The organism is Flavobacterium sp. UBA2787 (genome assembly GCA_002352205.1).
Taxonomy (GTDB): Bacteria; Bacteroidota; Bacteroidia; order Flavobacteriales; family Flavobacteriaceae; genus Flavobacterium.
In genome coordinates, this window is record DEHZ01000001.1 from 38,402 (window position 1) to 61,192 (window position 22,791).

At 34.2% G+C, this 22,791-nt stretch carries 19 protein-coding genes and 1 riboswitch; of the genes, 7 read left to right on the forward strand and 12 right to left on the reverse strand.

All coding sequences use genetic code 11. From position 1 onward, the window contains the following. Positions 1-17: 17 nt before the first annotated feature. Complete coding sequence (locus B4N66_RS00165; protein WP_291091517.1) at positions 18-905, reverse strand: lytic transglycosylase domain-containing protein; 888 nt, start codon at positions 903-905, stop codon at positions 18-20. 50 nt (positions 906-955) lie between these two features. Next, positions 956-1,618: an alpha/beta hydrolase gene (locus B4N66_RS00170; protein ID WP_291091519.1), complete on the reverse strand. Its 663-nt coding sequence runs from the start codon at positions 1,616-1,618 to the stop codon at positions 956-958. A gap of 174 nt (positions 1,619-1,792) precedes the next feature. On the opposite strand from B4N66_RS00170, the gene B4N66_RS00175 reads away from it, so the two are divergent. Then, on the forward strand, positions 1,793-2,074 hold the full coding sequence (locus tag B4N66_RS00175; RefSeq protein ID WP_291091521.1) for a GNAT family N-acetyltransferase: 282 nt from the start codon (positions 1,793-1,795) through the stop codon (positions 2,072-2,074). A 2-nt stretch (positions 2,075-2,076) separates the two neighbouring features. Beyond that, the gene (locus B4N66_RS00180) at positions 2,077-2,703 is read left to right on the forward strand and encodes a class I SAM-dependent methyltransferase (RefSeq protein ID WP_291091523.1); all 627 of its coding nucleotides are present in this window, start codon (positions 2,077-2,079) and stop codon (positions 2,701-2,703) included. A 225-nt stretch (positions 2,704-2,928) separates the two neighbouring features. Here B4N66_RS00180 and mtaB read toward each other — a convergent pair whose 3' ends face one another. After that, positions 2,929-4,263, reverse strand: a complete 1,335-nt coding sequence (gene mtaB / locus B4N66_RS00185; RefSeq protein WP_291091525.1) for a tRNA (N(6)-L-threonylcarbamoyladenosine(37)-C(2))-methylthiotransferase MtaB — start codon at positions 4,261-4,263, stop codon at positions 2,929-2,931. Between the two features lie 208 nt (positions 4,264-4,471). Here mtaB and B4N66_RS00190 point away from each other — a divergent pair, with 208 nt between their 5' ends. From B4N66_RS00190 to B4N66_RS00200, 3 genes are all read left to right on the forward strand, one after another. After that, a complete protein-coding gene (locus B4N66_RS00190; protein WP_291091527.1) occupies positions 4,472-4,981 on the forward strand; it encodes a pyridoxamine 5'-phosphate oxidase family protein in 510 nt (169 codons plus the stop codon). Positions 4,982-5,078: 97 nt separating this feature from the next. Next, complete coding sequence (locus tag B4N66_RS00195) at positions 5,079-6,677, forward strand: ABC transporter substrate-binding protein (RefSeq protein ID WP_291091529.1); 1,599 nt, start codon at positions 5,079-5,081, stop codon at positions 6,675-6,677. A 104-nt stretch (positions 6,678-6,781) separates the two neighbouring features. After that, positions 6,782-7,084 (forward strand): hypothetical protein, encoded by a 303-nt coding sequence (locus B4N66_RS00200; RefSeq protein WP_291091531.1) that lies wholly within the window; start codon positions 6,782-6,784, stop codon positions 7,082-7,084. A 121-nt stretch (positions 7,085-7,205) separates the two neighbouring features. Here B4N66_RS00200 and B4N66_RS00205 read toward each other — a convergent pair whose 3' ends face one another. From B4N66_RS00205 to rmuC, 4 genes are all read right to left on the reverse strand, one after another. Continuing rightward, positions 7,206-8,381 (reverse strand): GlmU family protein, encoded by a 1,176-nt coding sequence (locus B4N66_RS00205; protein ID WP_291091533.1) that lies wholly within the window; start codon positions 8,379-8,381, stop codon positions 7,206-7,208. Positions 8,382-8,462: 81 nt separating this feature from the next. Continuing rightward, positions 8,463-10,505: an FG-GAP-like repeat-containing protein gene (locus tag B4N66_RS00210; RefSeq protein ID WP_291091535.1), complete on the reverse strand. Its 2,043-nt coding sequence runs from the start codon at positions 10,503-10,505 to the stop codon at positions 8,463-8,465. A gap of 29 nt (positions 10,506-10,534) precedes the next feature. After that, the gene (locus tag B4N66_RS00215; protein ID WP_291091537.1) at positions 10,535-11,950 is read right to left on the reverse strand and encodes an Ig-like domain-containing protein; all 1,416 of its coding nucleotides are present in this window, start codon (positions 11,948-11,950) and stop codon (positions 10,535-10,537) included. A 212-nt stretch (positions 11,951-12,162) separates the two neighbouring features. Continuing rightward, positions 12,163-13,530: a DNA recombination protein RmuC gene (rmuC, locus tag B4N66_RS00220; RefSeq protein ID WP_291091539.1), complete on the reverse strand. Its 1,368-nt coding sequence runs from the start codon at positions 13,528-13,530 to the stop codon at positions 12,163-12,165. A 110-nt stretch (positions 13,531-13,640) separates the two neighbouring features. Between rmuC and B4N66_RS00225 the strand changes: the two genes are divergently transcribed. Then, positions 13,641-15,248, forward strand: coding sequence for a class I SAM-dependent methyltransferase (locus B4N66_RS00225; protein WP_291091541.1), 1,608 nt, complete (start codon positions 13,641-13,643; stop codon positions 15,246-15,248). Between the two features lies 1 nt (position 15,249). Here the strand turns inward: B4N66_RS00225 and B4N66_RS00230 are convergent, their stop codons facing one another. From B4N66_RS00230 to B4N66_RS00245, 4 genes are all read right to left on the reverse strand, one after another. Further along, on the reverse strand, positions 15,250-15,483 hold the full coding sequence (locus tag B4N66_RS00230; RefSeq protein ID WP_291091543.1) for a hypothetical protein: 234 nt from the start codon (positions 15,481-15,483) through the stop codon (positions 15,250-15,252). Positions 15,484-15,565: 82 nt separating this feature from the next. Next, positions 15,566-16,336 carry an ABC transporter ATP-binding protein gene (locus B4N66_RS00235; RefSeq protein WP_291091546.1) on the reverse strand — a complete coding sequence of 257 codons (771 nt, stop codon included), beginning with the start codon at positions 16,334-16,336 and terminating at the stop codon, positions 15,566-15,568. A 47-nt stretch (positions 16,337-16,383) separates the two neighbouring features. Continuing rightward, complete coding sequence (locus B4N66_RS00240; RefSeq protein ID WP_291091547.1) at positions 16,384-17,397, reverse strand: iron ABC transporter permease; 1,014 nt, start codon at positions 17,395-17,397, stop codon at positions 16,384-16,386. Positions 17,398-17,460: 63 nt separating this feature from the next. Continuing rightward, positions 17,461-18,591 carry an ABC transporter substrate-binding protein gene (locus B4N66_RS00245; protein WP_291091549.1) on the reverse strand — a complete coding sequence of 377 codons (1,131 nt, stop codon included), beginning with the start codon at positions 18,589-18,591 and terminating at the stop codon, positions 17,461-17,463. A 405-nt stretch (positions 18,592-18,996) separates the two neighbouring features. Then, positions 18,997-19,264: riboswitch (cobalamin riboswitch) on the forward strand. Positions 19,265-19,343: 79 nt separating this feature from the next. Between B4N66_RS00245 and B4N66_RS00250 the strand changes: the two genes are divergently transcribed. Beyond that, entirely contained in the window at positions 19,344-21,272 is a 1,929-nt protein-coding gene (locus B4N66_RS00250) for a TonB-dependent receptor plug domain-containing protein (RefSeq protein ID WP_291091551.1), read from the forward strand. Positions 21,273-21,301: 29 nt separating this feature from the next. Here the strand turns inward: B4N66_RS00250 and B4N66_RS00255 are convergent, their stop codons facing one another. Next, the gene (locus B4N66_RS00255) at positions 21,302-22,765 is read right to left on the reverse strand and encodes a S41 family peptidase (protein WP_291091553.1); all 1,464 of its coding nucleotides are present in this window, start codon (positions 22,763-22,765) and stop codon (positions 21,302-21,304) included. Between the last annotated feature and the right edge of the window lie 26 nt (positions 22,766-22,791).

The window sequence follows — 22,791 nt, forward strand, 5'->3', positions numbered from 1 at the left end:
TTCATTTGTTTAAAAAATTAATAACCTTCAATCGGAATTTCTAACGTATAAACTTTCTTAGACTTATTTTCAAGCTTTTTATCTCTCAACCACGGATTATGAATTTTTAAAATCTTATAATTAATCCCTTGTTCTTTCGCAAAAACGGCTAAGTCAGTAATTGTAGAATCAATTTCAATTTTCTTCACTTCAATTGGATGATACAATTGTTCGTTCGGAATTTCAAAACCGTATTTAGCAGAATTTTTCATGATTTCTTTCAAAGCCAAAATTCTGAAAACATATCGCGAAGTTTCTTCCGTTAGCAACAAATCATAATAATCCGTTACTTGTTGATTGGTAATTTGTTTATTCACACCACCAGATCCGCCATTGTAAGCAGCAGCGGCCAAAGTCCAATTTCCAAACTTATTTTTTGCGGCTAAAAGATAACGACAAGCAGCTTCGGTTGATTTCTCAAGATGGTAACGTTCATCTACAAAATCGTTCACTTCCATTCCGTGTTCTTTAGCAGTTTCAGGCATAAATTGCCAAACACCACGAGCTCCCGCTGGCGAAACTACATTAGCTAAACCACTTTCAATAACGGCTAAATATTTAAAATCATCAGGAACACCATATTTCTTTAAAATAGGTTCGATGATTGGAAAAGCACGATTTGCTCTTTTTAAAATTAACGTTGTGGTTGAATGCAAATTGGTGTTAATAACCATTTCTCTATCCAACCGCTCACGAACATCAGCAATATTTAAAGGTGCTTTTTCACCGGCAAAATCAATTTCCAAAGGAAGTGCTATTACTTCTCTTTTTTCTGTTACAACAATCTTCTTAGATGATGAATAAACAAATAGTCCACTCAAACCTATTAAAACTGCCGCAATTGCTACATTTTTTATCCTTTTCATACCTAACATTATTTATTTGTTAATTGTAAAACTACAAAAATCAGTCCAACTCAGCTATTATTTAAAATAATTTTTGGCAAATTTTCGTTGAGCCATTTAAATTTATTTAAAATCATAATATGTGTTCCGCCTTTAACAACGATCGAATCTTTGATATATTTTATTGGAAAAACATTATCAGCATCGCCGTGAATATGAATTATTGTTGGGTCTGGTTCAATTCTGTCCCAAAGAATTATAGTTTCAATAGCCCAATCTAAATAGCATTTGTCTCGCACACAAAGGTAGCGATCATATAATTTTAATCGTTGCTTGACCGTATCACCGTAAGCAAATTTTGACAATGTTTCTACATTTTGAACTAGCCCCGTTGGCAATAATTTATAAACTTTGGTTGATTTTGCAATTTTCAATCGTCTGGGAAACTCCTTATTCGATTTTACACTGGAAATAATAATTGTTTTTTGAACCGGAATCACTTTGGACATTTCCTGCACAATTACACCACCAAACGAAACACCAATTAAAACCGGATTTTTGTGTTTAATATTTTTTGAAAGTCGGATACAATAATCAGCTATTGATTCTTTTGGATTTGGAAGTATCCATTCTAACAAAAATACTTCAAATTGATCTTTCGGCAATTCGATTCTTTCAAAAATTGACGTACTTGCCGCCAATCCTGGCATGAAATAAACTGGAATTTTTTCCATAACAATTATTTAAGTCCTAAAATTAAAACTTTACAATGAAATTGAATTGAATTGGTAGTTAATTTACTGATAATTTTAGCAATGGCAGACATTAACATTCTTTTTGAAAGAAAAAATTTTAAAAATCCGTACATTTGCTTAAACTAATTTCATTTTTCCTAACCCAACAAAAGTATGGAAATCAAAGACAATCAATTATTAAGACAATTTGAAACCCAAACCGATTTCGGTTTATTGGTAATGGAATATGCTATACAAGAACGAAAATTGTTTTTAACAAAACTTCATCATTCTGAAGATTTAGACCTAGAAATCATTAATGATTTTATTAAAGCTGTACTTTCCATTGCCGAAGAAAGAAAGTTTAAAGTTGTTCCTACGCACCCAAAAGTTACTCATTTTTTCAGAAAAAACCCGGTTTACAAAGAATTATTACCACCCGGAATAAAATTGTAACCATGAAATGTCCACTTTGTTCTTCGCCATCTAACCATTTTTACAGTCATAATTCGAGAGAATTTTATTTCTGTACCAATTGTTTTTCTGTTTTTTTGGATGATAGAAATTACATCTCTAAAACTGAAGAACAAAAACATTACGAACTTCACAACAATGATGTAAACGACCTTGGTTATCAGCAATTTGTTTCTCCAATTGTTGATGCAATCAAAAAAGACTTTACTACAAAACACAAAGGATTAGATTTTGGCAGCGGAACCGGACCTGTTATTACAAAAATGCTTCGTGATGAAGGTTTTTCAATTGTGGAATACGATCCATTTTTTGCAAACAATCCTGAAGTTCTAACCGAAAAATACGACTTTATTGCTTGTTGCGAAGTGATTGAGCACTTTCATCATCCCTACAAAGAGTTCAAGAAATTGTATGATTTACTTTTACCCGGCGGAAAATTATACTGCAAAACCGATTTCTTTTCGGAAAAAAATAATTTTGATTCGTGGTATTATAAAAATGACCCAACGCACGTGTTCTTTTATCATCCTAAAACAATGGATTGGATTAGTAAGAATATTGGGTTTTCTAAATTTTATATTGATGGAAGAATGGCGGTTTTTGAGAAGTAGTGATCAGTCACAGTCGCAGTGATCAGTATTCAGTCTGCAACTACAGGAACAGTTTTCCCGCCCAGTTGTGTCATTTCGACGATAGGAGAAATCACATAATCCAAGTTAAAGTGTTACTAAACTAATAGAATACGCAATCTCAACTTTGTGTGATTTGCTTCACCTGTTGGCTTAGTTCGGGTTTCCTTATCGTCGGATGACACAGATATGAGAAAAATTCTATTTTTAAACCGAAACAAAATCCTTCAAAAACTCCATCCTAACCGAACCATCTTCATCAATCTTCGTCAGTTTGATTTCGTGTAACGTATTAACCAATTCCGGATTCCAAGGCGTTTTTACTTTCACATAATTTTCGGTAAAACCGTGAATGTATCCTTCTTTATTTTCAGCTTCAAACAAAACGGTTCGGGTAGTTCCGAGTTGACTTTCGTAGAATGCTCTTCTTTTCTTTACGGATAATCCGCGAAGCATTTTACTTCTTTTGGAGCGAACATTTGCCGGAATTACATTTTCCATCTCAGCTGCTTCAGTATTATCTCGTTCAGAATACGTGAAAACGTGCAAATAGGAAATATCTAAATCATTCAAAAAATGATAGGTTTCTAAAAAATGTTCATCTGTTTCTCCGGGAAAACCTACTATTACATCCACACCAATGCACGCATCCGGCATCACTTCGCGAATTTTAGTCACCCGATCCACATACAATTCTCGCAAATAACGACGTTTCATTTTCTTTAAAATGTCATTACTTCCCGATTGCAATGGAATGTGAAAATGCGGTACAAACGTTCGGCTTTTTGAAACAAAATCGATGGTTTCATTTTTCAATAAATTGGGTTCGATGGAAGAAATTCGCAATCGCTCAATGCCTTCCACTTCATCCAAAGCCTGAACCAATTCTAAAAAAGTATGTTCGTGTTTTTTATTACCAAATTCGCCTTTACCATAATCACCAATGTTTACACCGGTTAGCACAATTTCTTTGATACCTTGTTGCGAAATTTCCTTGGCATTATTCAACACATTTTGCAATTCATCACTACGTGAAATCCCACGAGCAAGCGGAATCGTGCAATACGTACATTTGTAATCGCAACCGTCTTGAACTTTCAAAAACGCACGCGTTCGGTCGCCAATGGAGTAACTTCCTACGTAAAAATTGGCTTCTTCAATCTCGCAAGAATGCACTTCGCCCATATCATTTTTACTCAAATCGTTGAGATAATCAGTGATTTTGAATTTTTCTGTCGCACCCAAAACCAAATCTACACCATCAACAGCTGCCAATTCTTCGGGTTTTAATTGAGCATAACATCCAACCGCAACTACAAACGCTTTCTCATTATTTTTCAATGCTTTTTTTACAATTTGTTTGAATTGTTTATCAGCATTTTCCGTTACCGAACAGGTGTTAATCACGTAAATATCAGCAACTTCTTCAAAATCAACTCGTTCAAAACCTTCTTGTTGAAAATTTCGAGCAATTGTAGATGTTTCTGAAAAATTCAGTTTACAGCCAAGCGTGTAAAAAGCGACTTTTTTATTATTCTTCATAGCTAGCGTCCATTAATGAAATCGTTGTCAAAGAATGAACGCCGCAAATTTACAAACAATTTTAAAATACACTGGTTTTTTCAAAACCGATTTAGTCGCAATTATTAATTATATAACAATTTCTCAAAATAATGTAATGCAAAATGTACAAAAATGATGGAATTTTGAAAGTAACAAAAATTACAAAATCGTTTAAAAATCTATAACTATGTCTAAAGAAAATTTATTTAATAAAGAAGGAATTGCAAAGCTTAAAGAATTAGCTGAAAAAGCCAAAAATTGTATGTTTATTACCAATTTGAAAACCAGTTTACCATTTAACGCAAGACCAATGAGTTTGCAAGAATGTGATGAAGAAGGAAATTTATGGTTTATTAGTAGCAAGGCAAGTAATAAAAATATGGAAATTCTGCAAGATAATCAGGTTCAACTCTATTTTATGAACAACGGGGATTATGAGTACTTATCTATTTTAGGAAATGCATATATTTATGATAATCAATCAATGATAGACGAAAAATGGTCAGTTTTTGCAAATGCTTGGTTTGATGGAAAAGAGGATCCAAACGTTAGCATAATAAGAGTTCAACCTTCTGAAGTTTACTATTGGGATACAAAATCCGGAAAATTTATTTCAATGCTACACTTTTTTGGAGCGATTGTTAGCGGTAAAAAATCGGATAACTCAGATGGAGTAGAAGGAAGAATAACTGTATAACAAAAAAGAAATCCGGGAAGATTTTATTTTTGTTTGTTATTCCTAAAGTAATCGACTTTCTAATCTATATATTTGTAATCGAGATTATAATTTAAAGATGAAGATTACAAGATTTATCCTTTTTTTGTTACTACTATTAACTTTTGGATGCACAGATTCCAAGAAGAATAAAAATGTAAAAGATGTTTTTAGGTACAATGAAAGTGCGAACATTGCCACTTTAGATCCTGCATTTTCAAAATCACAAAACATCATTTGGGCTTGTAATCAATTGTTTAACGGATTGGTTCAGTTGGATGATAGTTTGAAAATTCAACCCGATATTGCCAAAAGTTGGACGATTTCGGAAGATGGAAAAACCTATCAATTCGTACTTCGTACCGATGTGTATTTTCATAAGCATCATTTGTTTGGAAAAGATTCCACTCGAACTGTGAAAGCAAGTGATTTTAAATACAGTTTAAAACGATTGAAAGACGAAAAAATCGCTTCACCCGGAGGATGGATTTTACAGAATGTGGAAAATTTTCAAGCGATAAATGATACTATTTTCGAAATAAAATTAGCCAAATCTTTTCCGGCTTTTTTAGGTTTGTTATCGATGAAATATGCATCGGTTGTTCCAAAAGAAATTATTGAAAGTCCGAATTATGATTTCAGAACAAAACCAATTGGAACCGGTCCTTTTCAATTTAAATTTTGGGAAGAAAATGTAAAATTGGTGTTGCGACGAAACCCGATTTATTTTGAAAAAGATGAAAACGGAAAGCAATTGCCTTATTTAGAAGCCGTTGCCATTACTTTTTTACCCGATAAACAAAGTGGTTTTTTAGAATTTATTCAAGGAAAAATTGATTTTGTTTCCGGCTTGGATCCTTCCTATAAAGATGAAATTCTAACACAAAAAGGTGAATTACAACCGAAATATGCAGATGATGTGAATTTAATTAGCGGTTCATATCTCAACACTGAATATCTAGGTTTTCGAATGGATGGTTCGGATAAAACAATCTTGGACAAACGAATTCGTCAAGCATTAAATTATGGTTTCGATAGAGCTAAGATGATTACCTATCTTCGAAACAATATGGGAATTCCGGCAAAAAGTGGAATAATTCCAAGCGGAATGCCAAGTTTCAATAATCAAAAAGGGTATGACTTCGAACCCGAAAAAGCCAAATCATTGGTAGCTGATTATATCAAAGAAACAGGCATTAAAAAACCAAAAATTGTTTTAAGTACGAATGCAACTTACATTGATATTGGTGAATTTTTACAACGCGAATGGCAAAAAATAGGTTTGGATGTTGAAATTGATGTGAATCCGCCATCGACATTACGACAAGCGATTGCGACTGGCAAAGTAACTTTCTTCAGAGCAAGTTGGATTGCCGATTATCCCGATGCGGAGAATTATCTATCACTTTTTTATAGTAAGAACTTTGCTCCAAACGGACCGAATTATACTCATTTTTCAAATGCTGAATTTGATGCTTTATATGAAAAAGCGTTTTTAGAAACCGATGATGCCAAGCGATTTGAATTGTATCAACAAATGGATAAAATCATCATTGAAGAAGCTCCGGTTATTTTACTTTTTTATGATAAAGTGGCTCGGTTTACAAGGAAAAATGTGGAAGGTTTGGGGATTAATCCGTTGAATTTGTTATCTTTAAAAAGAGTTAGGAAGCTTTAAACCTAAGCTCACAAAAGTAATTTCTCGCAAAGACGCTAAGTCGCAGAGAAAAAACTTGGCGTCTTTGCGTCTTTGCGAGAAAACTAAAACATAAAATAAAGGTTATGCCCGGAGAAGGTTCAATGTTGCACGCTTTAATCAGTTCGAGAAACAACAAACGCAATCGAATTGACAAATTAAAACGTTTGGAAAACACGTCCAACGAAACGTCTGAGTTTGTGGATCACGTGCAAGCGACACCTGAATTATTGGAATCCATTCGAGAAAAAATGCTTGTTGAACGGAAATTAGAACGAAAAAAACTTATTATAAAAGTTATTTTGTTTCTAATTATGCTTTTTATTGTTCTTTATATATTCAATTATAATTGGAAATGGATTGAGGGATTTTTTTATAAAGTGAAGTGATGATTTAACCTCAAAGTTCGCAAAGGTTTACGCTAAGAACGCTAAAAATAATATCTCGCAAAGACGCAAAGACGCAAAGCTTTTTACCGCGTCTTGGCGTCTTTGCGAGAAATAAAAAGAATTACTCCTTCCTCCACTTCTTCGTCTCTTCAAACACATGTTCTAAAATTCTCGCATCTTGTTCGGTGAATTCTACATGACGGCGAGACATGACGATTCGAGCTGTTTCAAATGCTTTTTTGGTGATGTAAGTAGAAAACCCGGCTGCTCCTCCCCAACTGAAACTCGGCACAAAATTTCTTGGAAATCCGCTACCGAAAATGTTGGTTGAAACTCCTACGACAGTTCCCGTATTAAACATGGTGTTGATTCCACATTTACTGTGATCGCCCATCATGAGTCCGCAAAACTGCAAGCCGGTTTTTTCAAAACCTTCGGTTTCGTAGCTCCATAATTTTACTTCTTCGTAGTTGTTTTTTAAGTTGGAATTGTTTGAATCTGCTCCAATGTTGCACCATTCGCCTAAAACAGCATTTCCTAAAAATCCATCGTGACCTTTGTTGGAATAACCAAAAAGAACAGAGTTATTGACTTCACCACCTATTCGGCAATGTGGGCCAACTGTGGTTGCTCCGTAGACTTTTGTAGCTAACTTTACTTGAGCTTCTTCACACAAGGCAAAAGGGCCGCGAATGACAGAACCTTCCATGATTTCGGAATTGTAGCCGATATAGATTGGTCCGGTGGAGGCGTTTAAGGTGACAAATTCGAGCTTTGCTCCTTTTTCAATAAAAATATTTTCAGGATTAATGACGTTTACGCTTTTTGGAATGGGTTGTGATGTTCTTCCTTCGGTTAGGAGTTCAAAATCTTCGCGGATGGCGGCATCATTTTTAGCAAAAATATCCCATGTGTGTTCAATGCGTAAACCCTCTTCGTTATAATCGATGATTTCATACGTATCAAAATCTACTTCTTCTTGTGTATCATTCGTATAGAAAGCAACTACTTCTTCGCCTTTAAAAATGGCTTGATTTTTTTCTAAACTTTTAATCATTTCTACCAATACTTCATTCGGCAAAAAAGAAGAATTGATTAGAATATTTTCTTCCATTTCAACCATTGGAAATTTTTCTGATAAATATTCTTCGGTAATAGTTGTGGTGGTATAGCCTAAATATTTTTCCCATTTTTCGCGAATGGTTAAAATTCCGACACGTATATCTGCCACCGGACGGGTAAATGTAAAGGGCAAAAGTGCATTTCGAACCGGACCGTCAAAAAGTATGTAATTCATTTTGATAATTTTTTTGAAATTCAAAGTTATAAAAAAGCCCTCACAAAGGAGGGCTTTTTCAAAATTTAGTTTGGTTAGGTATTATTGTTTAATCAACTTGTGTGTTGAAGGTGTTCCTTGGCTATCTTTTGCTAAAAGAATATACGTTCCGGTAGCAAGTGATTGAATTGAGATAGTTTCATTTACCACAGGAGTTTCAAAAACTTTTCTTCCGTTAAGGTCAAAAATTTCAGCTGAAACAACTTCAGAATTATTTGAAGATTGTAATGTTACAATATCTTTTGCAGGGTTTGGATACACTTTAAAGCTTGAAAAAGCGTTGTTGTTTACACTTAATGTTTCTCCTTCTACAACCAATAAAGCTTCGTTAATTGAAGGATTATCAATAGTATCAACAATTCCTGAAGGCCATCTTACGATGATTTGATCGATTGCTGTTGCTTGACCGATACCAAAATGAACGTTTAAAGAACTCATATAAGCAAACCCTTCACCACTTCTTACGTCTCTAATTTGTTTACCCCAGGCTCCATAAATTTCAACACGAGCTCCAATTCCGTTTCCGTTACTTTGAATTCCTCTAAAGTTTAATTTTACCCAATTATTATCATTAGCATCATTAATTTTTAAAGTATTTCCTGCTTGGATATCTAAAAACCCATCGTTATTAAAATCTCCTACTGGTCCAACCCATAGTCCTGACACTGTAAAAGGAGTAAAAGTTAAATCTCCGTTTCCAAACATTACAATTCCACCAGAACCCAATACATCAGCAAATCCGTCGTTATCAAAATCATAGGTAATATATTCTGTACCAACAGCAGTATTTAAGTTCCATCCTGAACCGACAGTTACATCTGTGAATGTTCCATCACCATTGTTACGCATTAATTTGTGAGCTTCGTTGGTTACATAAGAACCAACTAAAACATCCATATCGCCATCATTATCATAATCTGCCCAAGCGGAAGACCATGTTTGAATTGGATCTGCTAATCCGGCTTCTGCACCAACTTCTGTGAACACACCATTTCCATCATTTCTAAATAATTGATTAGTTCTTCTTGCTATTTCACCACCACATTTAGCGATAAACATATCGATATCTCCATCATTATCATAATCAACCCAAAGAGAACCATAATGACCACCTGAAGGATAGTTTCCAATTCCTCCTTGATTAAAACTAAGATTTCCTTCACCATCATTAAGGTAGAATACATTTGGAGCCACATCATGACACACAAATGCATCTAAGTGTCCGTCATTATTAATATCAACAAAATTTGAACGTTGTGAAAACACATATTCACTAGTTGACATCTGAACAAAACCGGTTCCATTGTTTATAGATTTCATAAACGTTACACCTTGTCCTCCTCCATATAATAAATCATTATAACCATCTTTGTCAATATCTCCGGCAGCTGTACTCCATGAAGGCATAAATTGTGCACTAGTTGTTGGAATTACTTGGTTTGTGGTAAATCCTCCTTCAGGATTTTGATAAAAAATATGAACAAAATCTTGACTAATACCAACTATATCATCTAAAAAATCATTATTCATATCCACGGTACACTCCTTAAAAGTTCCTGTTAATGCGATGTTTGTATTTGTAAATGAAATTCTTGGCACTACGGGTTCTTCATACTCTGACTCAATTAAATCAAAATCGAATCCGCTATCACTCCATTTATCATCAAAAGCAATATAGTAAGTTACTCCTGCCATAGCTGTAAAGTTTGCTACCGATAAATAACTTGTATTATTATTAGTAGTACATTGAATTACTCCTGAATCATCGTCTCCGGTTATACAAACAAGGGCATCACAGCTACCTGTGTACACTTGAATACGAGTATCTTTACATATATTCACTTGTAAATCAGTTGTAACAGTAACATTTACATTAATTGTAGAGGTATAAGAATACCATTCACCATTACTAGCTCCTGTTCCGTTTGATGAACAAACCGGTAATGGAATTTGAGTTCCATCAATTGTTGAAACTGTGTAGGTACCTGCAGTAATTCCTTGAGCTGTAGCACAAGTATCTTGAGCATTTACCTGAAAAAAAGAAATGCTAATAAAAGTCAGCATTAAAATTGTAATTTTTTTCATGTTATTTAGTTTATTTTTAGTTAGTTATATTAATTACATCCATTTAAAGAATTAATCCAATCCTGAATCAATTGAACTCCTTCTTCATGTATTACTGATCTGCCAACTAAAGGCATCATCAAATTTGCTTCATTAGTATTCATTCTACCATGTAAAGCAGAACGTGCAGGATTTCCTGGTTCAACGATACTTGTGGCACCATCTACTGGTTGAACCGGTGGCACACAAATACCTAAATTGGCAGGTATTGTTGTATCTACAAAATCTAGGCGAATGTCTCTGTAATTACAATGTCCCATTTCGCTGTGGCAGTGAGCACAATTAATATCAAGATAGGAACGAACTCGTAAATCTAATGATTTAGAAGTATCATTATAATCAACTGCTGAAGCTATTGTATTTGGTAAGTTATCTTGCAAATAACCCATCTCAATCCATTTTGCCAATTGATTTTGCATTCCGGTTTGATAATTATAAATAGTATTTAAATTTTGTGGTTTAATTCCGATTGGAATTGGATTTACTTCTTGTTTATGACAAGTTAAACATTCAACCTCCGAAGGAATTCTATAATTTGAAACCGTTTGAGAAACTCCATTTTGATTCAACCAAGTTATACTCGTCAAACTTCCTCCTGTTTGTAAAAAAGCTTCGGTTTGTTCATTGTTCCAAACATATTCGGCAAAAATCCAACCTTCACTTTTTCTAATCATTAAACGAGTTTCAATAATTCGGGTTGTATTGGAAGGTTGTACATTATTGTAGTAAAAATTCTTAATCAAAACAGCTCCAACAGGCAATTCTAAATTATTTTCATCACCGTTATAGGTTGCAGTTGTTCCATCCGGCATCCAAACAAATCGTGCTTTTAGAGCATAATCTGTAAAAAGAGAACTTGCCGGTTTATATGGTAAAACACCATAAGATGGATTTTGATTTTTTATATCGCCAACAAAAAATTTGTAGTCGGATAATTTTGGATAAGGAACTTGAGTTAAATCAACAACTGCTATTGAAACGGCTGTTATAGTTACATTGGCTTGATTGGAGACATTTCCTTCCAAATCTTCTACAGTATATTTAATAACTGTAGGATTTCCAATAAAAGATTCTGAAGGAGTAAATGTAATATTTCCGCTCAATGCATTTACTGTCCAAATTCCTTCATTAGCAACATCTAATTTGTCTAATGTTCCGTTTGAATCAGTATCTACTCCTCCAACAATGCTTACAGTTGTTGGAATTACTTCATCTCCGGTTATATCGTTCTCTAAAACTGGGATTTCCACAGATTCTGCCAAAGGATAAGTTGCAAAATCATCAGTAGCAATGGGCAAAACATCTTCAATCGGAGTATAATCATCATCATCAGAACATGAAACGATAGTAAAAGTTGAGCCTAAAGTAAAAATAAATAGGAATAAATATGCGTAACTCTTTTTCATTATTAGTTTTTGGAATTTGCATCCAAAAATAATAAAAAATCAATAAGATTCACAAATAAACTGAAATAGTTTTAAGAATTTACAAGCAAAAAAAGCAAATTCAATACGGTTACGTCATTTCAAATTTTTAAAATACCTCAAAAGTTCTTTATTCATAAGGTTTTCTTAATTTCTTGAAAACACAAAACTATATGAATCTGAAAATGTGAATCTTACATTTCTTCGCCTTCTTCTTCGCCTGCTCGTTTTAAAATAGATTCAGGAAGTGCTTTTTTGGCTTTTGCACCCATTTTTCTGAGACGTTCTACACTACCTACAAGGTTTCCTTTGCCTTCTACCAATTTTCCCATTGCATTTCCGTATTCCACTTTTGCTTCATCCATTTTTTTGCCGATTTTGATTAAATCGGAAACAAAACCTTCAAATTTATCATACAAAGCTCCAGCCTGACGAGCAATTTCTAAAGCATTTTCTTGTTGCTTTTGATTGGTCCACATGCTGTCAATGGTTCGCAAGGTTGCTAATAAAGTTGTTGGCGTAACAATGATGATATTTCTTTCAAAAGCTTTGTTATACAACGAATTATCATCATTCAAAGCAATCGCAAAAGCGGATTCAATCGGAATAAAAAGCAAGACAAAATCCGGACTTTCCATTTGATACAAATCGTGGTAATTTTTATCACTCAATTGTTCTACGTGACGTTTGATAGAATTGATATGTTCTCTTAAAAATACTGCTTTTTGCACATCATCTTCCTCGTTAGCATAACGTTCATAAGCCGTCAACGAAACTTTTGAATCGACAATCATTTTCTTTCCATCAGGTAAACTAATCACGACATCCGGAAAAACACGACTGCCCTCTTCAGTTTGAAAACTTTGTTGCACGTGATATTCACGCCCTTTTTCTAATCCGGATTTTTCGAGAACGCGTTCCAAAATTAATTCGCCCCAATTTCCTTGCATTTTACTGTCGCCTTTCAACGCTTTTGTCAAATTGAGCGTTTCTTTACTCATTTGCTCATTCATTTCTTTCAACCCAACAATTTGCTGACGAAGAGCAGCGTGATAATCAATGCTTTCTTTGTGCGTATCTTCTACTTTCTTTTCAAAATGTTGAATTTTTTCCTGTAATGGCGATAAAATATTTTTTAAATTTTCCTTATTTTGTTCCGTAAATTTCACTGTTTTTTCTTCGAGAATTTTATTGGCTAAATTTTCAAATTCTTTCGTAAATTTTTCCTGTAACTCCTCTACTTCTTGTTTTTGTTCTTTGTTGCGTTGCCAAAGATTTTCAAAATCGGCTTCTTTTTTGGTCAATTGCATCGATAAAGAATCTTTTTCTCGGCGAATTTCTTCTTTATCTTTTCTTTCTAATTCTAAATTTTTTTCAAACTGATTTTTTTCCTCTAAAAAAGAAATTTTTAATTGATTAATTTGAGCCAAAAGTCCATTCACTCGTTCTTCCAAACCTGATTTTTCTGATTTGGATTGAGCTGTGAAAAGTAGTTTTCCGATATAAATTCCTATGGCTAAAGCAAGAATAAATACAATGGTAAAAAGAATAATGTCCGACATTTGGCGATGATTTTTTGAAAAGTAAAAATACGTAAAAGAAAAATGCATATACAAAGAACTCGTTCGATTTAAATGAAAAAATTTTTATCTTTAACAAAAATAGGTTCACTATGCAAGACAAATCTTTACTTAGAAGTCAGCTTTTTCAACATTTAGATGGATTAGTAACCGCTCCCGTAGCCTATGCTTTATGGGGAAAAGGTGTGTTGGATTATTTATTATCTGAAAAATCAGTTTCACTGTCTGATTTGTCAACGCAATTCAAATCAAACGAAGGTTATCTCAATGTGGCGATGCGGGTTTTGGCTTCACAAGGTTTTATTGATTTTCAAGTGAATAATCAATCGAATGAAGTTTCCTATTCGATAAACGAAAAAAGTAAACTTGCATTTAATTTGTTTCCGTTGTATAAGGATGTAGTGGAATTATCCAAATTCGCCGGAAATTTTCATAATCGGGTTTTTCAGGAAGAACCTTTTTTACGTTTAAAACCATTGTTTGAAAAATATAAAAACAATTGTGGAATCACTTTTTCGGATGATGAAACAACACTTTCGATTCAAAAGCAAGTTTTACGACATATTGAAGGGAATTTAGTGGGTTCCACCTTAGTACGATTGGGAATGAATGGCATGTTTCATAAGTATTTTATGGAAACGAGTTTTAAACCGGAAGAATTTCACAAACAACCGGAACATTTTACGCAAATTCTGAACTTTTTTGTGCATTTGGGATGGTTCACCGAAAAAAACGGATTTTATCAATTTACGGAAGATGGTTTATTCTTTGCTAAAAAAGTGGCGGCTTATGGCGTTACGGTTTCCTATTTACCAATGTTTCGAAAAGTAGATGAATTGATTTTTGGCAATCCAAATGTGCTACGAAATGTAGGTTTAGGCGAAGATGAATTGCACGTGGACCGTGAAATGAATGTTTGGGGAAGTGGCGGAGCTCACGCAACCTATTTTAAAGTAGTTGATGAAATTATAATTGAACTTTTTAACCGTCCGATTGAAGAACAACCGAAAGGTATTTTAGATATGGGATGTGGTAACGGAGCCTTTATTCAGCATATTTTTGAAGTCATTGATCGACAAACATTGCGAGGAAGAATGTTGGATGATTATCCCCTATTTTTGGTCGGTGCCGATTATAATCAAGCTGCGTTGAAAGTCACCAGAGCCAATTTGATTAATGCTGATATCTGGGCAAAAGTGATTTGGGGCGATATTGGTCAACCCGATGTATTAGCCAAAGATTTAAGTGAAAATTACGGTATTCAATTAAATGATTTGTTGAATGTTCGAACCTTTCTGGACCACAACCGAATTTGGGAAAATCCGAAAACGAAAACACCAAATCGCTTAAGTCCATCAACTGGAGCTTTTGCTTTTCGAGGTGAGCGAATTACAAATAATGATGTGGAAGATAATTTATTAGAACATTTGAAAAAATGGTCCCCTTTTGTGGCAAAATACGGTTTGCTTTTAATTGAATTACATACGATTTCACCTGACTTAACGGCAAAAAATTTAGGCAAAACAGCAGCAACAGCTTATGATGCTACACACGGATTTTCCGATCAGTACATTGTTGAAATTGATGTTTTGCATAAAATTGCTGCCGAAGCAGGATTGCAACCCGACGAAAAATTATTTCATAAATTCCCAAACACGGAGTATGCAACCGTGAGTATTAATTTGTTGAAAGGGAAATAATTTAACCCAAAAAAGCAATTCCAAAAAAAGCAAACACTAAAATTAAATGCACAAATAACCACGCTTTTTGCCAAGTTGGTCGTTCGTTGAAAGGTTGTTTTTGATCGAACGGATCAAAAGCTAACGCAATTCCTAACATCATTCCGGCGTCGCTGTAGTTTTGCGAAAAAATCGCATAATACAATCCAAATAAAACAAAACCTCCGTATAAAAATCTGTAAAATTTAGTATCCATAATCTACTCATTTTAAGTTTATTAATAAGTAGAATTTGAATTTATTTTGTTACTTCAACGAATGTAAAAAGATTGTTAAGTTTTAGATGATTACAAACTTTCCTTTTGAAGTATCGAACTGAATATGTTCGTTTTTAAATAAAGTAGAAAAAACACCTTTTGAAATTAAATTACAAGGTTGATCTTGTATGACGGTTTTTCCGTCCATCACAATCATTTCATCACTCAATTGAATGGCTAAATCAATGTCGTGAGTGGAAAATAAAATGCATTTTTGGGTTTCAGTAGTTAATTTTTTCAAGAGTTTAAAAAGCGAAACTTTATGTAGTAAATCCAAATGCGTAGTAGGTTCATCCAAAACAATCAGCGGTGTGTCTTGTGCTAATGCTCTGGCTATTAAAACTTTTTGCAATTGTCCGTCGCTGATTTCGTAATGCTTTTGATGGATTAGATGATTGATTTCAGTTAGTTCAATGGCTTCATCGATTTTGATTTTATCGTCGTCTGTTAATTTCCCAAGCCAATTGGTATAGGGTTGTCTTCCTAACGCAATTAATTCATAAACGGTTAAATTACTTGGTGGTAATTTTTCGGTTAACACCACACTAATTTGTTGAGCCAAAGCTAATGGTTCAAAAACTTCGATTGATTTTTCGTTTAATAAAACGGTTCCTGAAAGTGGTTTTTGAATGCCGGTAATAGTTCGCAACAAAGTTGATTTCCCAATTCCGTTTGCTCCTACTAAACCGATTAATTTTCCGGGTTCCAAACTAATTGCAACGTCTGAAGCTACCGTTTTGGTAGTTGCTTTAGAAGTGTAGCCGATTGTGAGATTTTTGGTTTGGAGAATCATTTTTTTTGAGTTGCTGAGTTGCTGAGATACTGAGTTGCTGGGTTTTATTAAATCATTATTTTTCGTTTTCTAACTAATAGCCAGACCACCACCGGTGCTCCAACCATAGAAGTTATGGCATTAATTGGTAAGGTATAATCGCTGCCGGGAAGTTGAGCGATGCTGTCGCAAATTAACATCAAAATGGCTCCAATTAGTAATGTGCTCCAAAATAGAATGAAATGATTGCTGGTTTGAAAAAGCAATTTTGCTAAATGAGGAACAGCCAATCCGACAAAAGCGATTGGTCCTGCAAAAGCGGTAATGCTTCCGGCTAAAATACTGGTGGCAAAGATGATTATTAAACGCGTTCTTCTGAAATTTAAACCTAAACTTTTAGCATAATTCTCTCCTAATAATAATGCATTCAAAGGTTTGATGCTGAAAATACTCAACACTAATCCCAAACCACAACATATAGCTAAAATTAAAATGGAATTCCACGGTAAATTAGCTAAACTTCCCATTGACCAAAAGGTGAATTTTTGTAGTTCTTGAGCAGTGCTGAAATAACTCAACACACTTACAATCGCACTGGTGAAACTACCAAACATCAATCCGACAATTAAAATCGCCATTGTGTCACGCAATTTTTGTGAAACTACCAAAACCGCTAATAAAACTAAAAAACTTCCCAAAGACGAAGCCAAAACGATTCCATAATCGGAAACCAAAAAAGAAGGTAAAAAACCGGCTCCCATGATGACAAAAGCAACACCTAGACTCGAACCGGAACTCAATCCTAACACATACGGTCCGGCAAGCGGATTTCTAAACAACGTTTGCATTAATAAACCTGAAATCGACAAACCCATTCCGACTAAAATGGCTGTGATGGCTTTTGGAAGGCGAAAATTCCATAAAATAATTTCCCAAGAAGGTTTGATTTCTTTTCCAATAATTGAATTAAAAATTTCGATTGTTGGAATGGAAACTGAACCTAAACTAAGGTTAAGTAAAAACGTTCCGATTAAAACGAAACTTAAAAAAACGAAAAGTATTTTATGTTTTTGAGTTGGCAATTTTTTAAACCATTAAGAAAGTTGTAAATATACTAAGACTTTAATTAAAATGTAATTCGTTGATTATTTCAATTTCTCAAAAAAATACAGTTCATAATCGTTCAATAATTCCGGATGAAGAATTTTGATTAAATCTTTGAGCACTAAATCCGGACGATTAGACGCTAATTCATAATAAATTACGCCTCCGGTTTTTCCTTTTTTGGAACTGAACGAATAAACGTTTTTGTTTTGAAAAGATTTGAAATATTTGTAGTTTGGATTGGCTTTTTCAAGTTCTTCGAAGGACGTAAATTGTCCGGGACCAATCCAAAAATCGGCATCTTGGGCTTTTTCGAGAACGGTTTCAAACGATAAAGATAAACTTCCTGTTCCTTCGGAATCTTTCCAGAAATAATTGCCGTTTGCATTGTCTAGAAATTGAGCAGCCCAACTTTTTCCTTGTGGCAAATACCATTGATCTTGGTAAATGGCTCCGCTCAAAATGGTTGGTTTTGAAGTGGCTTTTTTGGCTAATTCAATGGCTTCCAAATAATCATTTTCGATGGTTTTGAAAACTTGATCTGCCTTTTCTTCCAAGCCGAATAAAACACCAAAAAGTTGAATCCATTCGGCTCGACCGAGCGGATGTTGTTCTGTCCAGTCGCCATTGTAGAGAATTTTTAGACCATTTTGTTGCAGATTATCATAGGTTTTCTTTTCGCCATCTACGCCAAATCCGATGATTAGGTCGGGTTGCATATCGAGTAAAACTTCGGTGTTTAAACTTTGGTTGGTTCCGATTTCGCGTACTTTTCCGGTTTCGATTAAAGTTCTTGTTTTTTCAGAGGAAATGTAATCAGTATTTGGAAATCCGATTAATTTATTTTCTACTTCTAATAGTTCTAATGCCGGAATGTGTGTGGTTGATGTTACTACAATTGATTTTATCGGAACTTGGATGGCGGAATATTTTTGTAAACTATCGGGAATTTTAGCTGATTGTTTGTGTAAAATATAGGTATAATTTTTATCGGCTGTTGGCCAAGGATTGGAAACGGTTACGATTGAAAAATCAGCATATTTTTGAATGGAAAGTCCGCTGGCATAGCGAATGTAATTTTCGGGAGATTGGTTTTCTGTATTTTTATTCTCTTTTTGCTGACATGAAATCAAAATAAAAGAAAATATGGAAAGTAATATGTAGTTTTTCATTAAGTGCTTTTTTGCAAAGGTAACTGTTTGTAACAAATGTTATGTTCTGAAAAAAAATGTCTTTTTACTTTTACATAAAAAATAAAATGCGAGATTCAAATACGTTCATGTATATCGTTGGTGGTATTATTCTAGTTCACTTTATAGTTGGTTTTATTTGGTTATGGGTTAAAATGAATAAGAAAAAAGACGATTGACAAATGAATTTTCGCTATTGCACTATCTTCTAGCCCGGATTGCAACGAAAAGCTTTTTTTGAAAAAACAAATTAGTTTTGTTGGCTTGGCAAAGCGACCTTGGGAGCTCTTGCCACGACTTGCAAAACTTTTGTTTTGAAAAAAAACTTGCAGTGAAAAGCCGGAATTGCTTCTGAAAAATTTTATGAATTGTTTAATTAAAAATGTTTACTTTCGCACCGTATTTTGGTTGCAACGCCTTTTTTAGGCCGAGCATTAAAAGGGAATCAGGTGAAATTGGTTTCGGGTTTATTGGTTTCGAGTTCCGAGTTGGAGTTTGTAACTTTATAAATTTGAGCTGTTTAAATCCTGAGCTGTACCCGCAACTGTAAGCTATTTAGCTTGTTGTTCACTTTCATGCCATTGTTCGCCGCGGCGAACGAGAAGGCCAACAACAAGACGCAAGCCAGGAGACCTGCCTTATACATCGAGTAACAAACTTTCGGGAAAAAAGGTTTGGGTATGGGTAAATTCTATACTTTTCTCCCATTTTTAGTAAAATTATTTTTAATTAAAATGAATCAAAAATTCAGGTACTGTACCGCTATTTTGGCGTTATGGGGAACGTGTGCTTTTGCACAACAAGACACGATTTCGTTGAGCGAAGTTGTGATTTCGGACACAAAATTTGAGCAGTCCAAAGAAAAATCAGGTAAAATTATTGAAAAAATTTCGGCAAAAGATTTGGAGCGAAACACCGGTCAATCGGTTGCTACGATTTTGAGTCAAGCCGTTGGTTTGGAAGTGAATGGAAACCAAAGTGCGAATGGAAAAAATTTGAGTTATTTTATTCGTGGCGGGCGAAATCGTCAGGTTTTGATTGTGATTGACGGTATCCCGATGACGGATGCTTCGGGGATTAATTTTGAGTATGATTTGCGATTGCTTCCTGCGGAACAAGTGGAAAGCATTGAGATTATGAAAGGTGCTGCAAGTACGTTGTACGGAACGGGTGCGGCTTCTGGTGTGATTAACATTACGTTGAAAAAATCGGCCAAAAAAGCAATTTCCGGAAATGCGTATATGAATTTTGGTACGCAAAACACGACGGAAAGTTTTAAAGCGAATCCGCAAGATTTTAATCAAGGTTTTGGTTTGAACGGAACGGTTGACAAAATTTATTATTATGCTTCCTTAAATAGTACAGAAACCAAAGGAATTTCGCAGGCTGCGGGGAAAAATTTTGAAGAAGATCGTTTTTCGAGAGTGAATGCATTGGCAAAAATTGGCTTTCAAGCTACTTCAAAATTAAAGTTGGATTTCTTTAGTAATTACGACAGAATGAAAACCGATTATGATGGTCCGTTTGACAATTTCAATAGTCCGGATGTGTTGGAAAATGTTTCGCTGTCGGAGCAATTTCGGTTTGGATTTAATCCGAAATACAAGTACAACAAAGGTGAGTTCATTGTTAATTCCGGTTTTACTTTATTGGAACGAAGTTATGATGAATTTAGTTCGTTTTCAGGTACAATTGACCAATATGTTTATACTTCAAGAAGCGTGAGTGTGGATGCGATGAATAAATATAACTTTCATAAAAATTTCTTTTTGATTGTGGGAACACAATTTCAGTTTCACGACATGAAAACGCAAACGCCTTTTGATGAGATTAATCGTGAAAGTGCCAAATTAAATTTAATTGATCCTTATGTAACGGCAGTTTACAATTCTAATTTTGGTTTGAATATTAATGCTGGAGCTCGAATGAATTTACATTCGGTTTATGATAATCAATTGGTTTATAATTTTAATCCGTCGTATAATTTTAAAAATTTTCCTTTAAAAATCATTACTTCGTATAGTACGGCATATATCACTCCGAGTTTGTATCAATTATATTCACCTTACGGAAATTTAGAACTAAAACCGGAGGAAAATGCAACGGCTGAAGTTGGTTTTGAAACTACATTATTAAACAAAAAAATTACGTTTAGTGCGGTTGGTTTTTACAGAGAAGAGTCTCATTCAATTGGTTTCTTTTTTGATCCGGAAACGTTTGATTCGTATTATGTGAATGTGGAAGGAGAAAATAATGTTCGCGGAATTGAAACTACGTTGAGTTATCAGATTACTTCTAAATTGAGGTTAAATGGAAATTATTCGTTTACGGATATTCCGCAAGAATTGAATAGATTGATTCCGAAGCACAAAGGAAATGTAGCTTTAGATTTTAGAGCGAATGAGCGGACTTTATTCTCTTTAAACTATCAATATGTTGATGGAAGAAGAGATGCATTTTTTGATGGTGGTACTTTTGCAACTACTGATGTTATGTTGGGCTCTTACCAATTAGTAAATGGATTAGTAAAATATGATGTATTGAAAAACAGAGTAACCGTTTTTGGTTCTGTGAATAATATTTTGAATGAAGAATTTGTAGAAACCGTGGGTTATAGTACGCGTGGTCGGAATGTACAACTCGGATTCACATTTTTGTTTTAATGAAAAAGGCTCAATTAAGAGCCTTTTTTTTATTGTAATAATTGGAATAATCCTTCGGGAACTTTTTCGATATACATTTCGTTACTTAGTTTTCGCATTGATTTGCTATTTTCAACTTGCAAATCTTTTGACTCGATGTATCGGTTTCCAACTCTTCCGTTGGCCAAAATATCGTTGATTGCTGTATTTAAATAAGGTTCATTTTGATCTCCTAAAACACCTAAATTGGCAACATCCTCAAATTGAATTAATGATGGGATAGGCTCTATTCCATTTTGATATTCACCATCTCCATCTCTGTCAGCAATTTTTAAAACTAATGGTTGCATGGCATAGCGATGATTTGGATTTCTGTTATTTGAACCAAACGTTGGCGAATCATACAGTGTAATTGACCCGTCATTTTTTCCAACTGTGATGGTACCAATTTGAACCACATCAATATAAGGCTTTAAGCTATTGATAATTAATTCGCTTGCAGAAGCAGTTAGACCAGTAGTGAGAACATAAACCTTATTTAAATTTAAACTATTAATCGTGTTTCCGTTTCCAATTTGATTGGTAAAACGATTGATTAATTGCTCTGGATTTGTTTCGTTAAAAAAGTTCATTACTTTTTGATTCCAAACTTGTCTGGCAAAAACTTGTCCGTTAAACTGACCCGTAATCATACTTGCTAAACGTGTAGCGGTATCAACAGAACCTCCGGAATTATAACGCAAATCAAGTACTAAATGAGTAACATTTGCTGCTTTTAGTTGACCAAAGGCTTGGTTTAATTGTGTTTCATAATTAGAGAAAAATCCATTATACATTAAATAGCCGATTCGTTTGTCATCTACTTCAATTACATTGGTTAAATAAACAGGGTTTTCGTTGTATTGAGCTTTAGTAAAACTTAGCGAAATTCCGTTTGGGGTAATATTTCCTCCATCGTAATCTGCAAACTGTAGCGTATATGAATCTTGTGCTAAAGCCGCTCGCCACAATGATTCATTGGATGCTGATAATGGAGTAGAATTAATGGAATAAAAAATCATTCCGCGTTCCACCCCTTGATTGGAAGCACTTGTATTCGGCAAAACATAACGCACATAGCCAAAAATATCGGTTTGTGTATCGTCTTTGTATCTCAGGCTAAACTCAATTCCGTTTGTTCGAAAACCGCCTTGTAGAGCATTCTCCAAAACTCTATAATCACTAAACATTACACTGAAGCGATCGATATCAGGAGCCACTTTTAAATCACTAAACAAAGCTTCAGGAGTATCATATTCTGCTAAAAAAACATTTAAATCACGTTGTGTTTCAAATAAATCATCTGCTAATTTTGGTTGATCAGCTTGCCATAAATAATATAAATTTAATCCTTTCCAAATGAAATCTTTTATTTCTAATTCAGATGGAACGGGTTTGTCGTCCATATCTTCACACGATTGAAAAATCAAAAGTGAAAAGACGGTAAACGCAACCATTTTTGAAAATAATCTCATAGCTTTTTCTTTTTAAGAACGTAAAT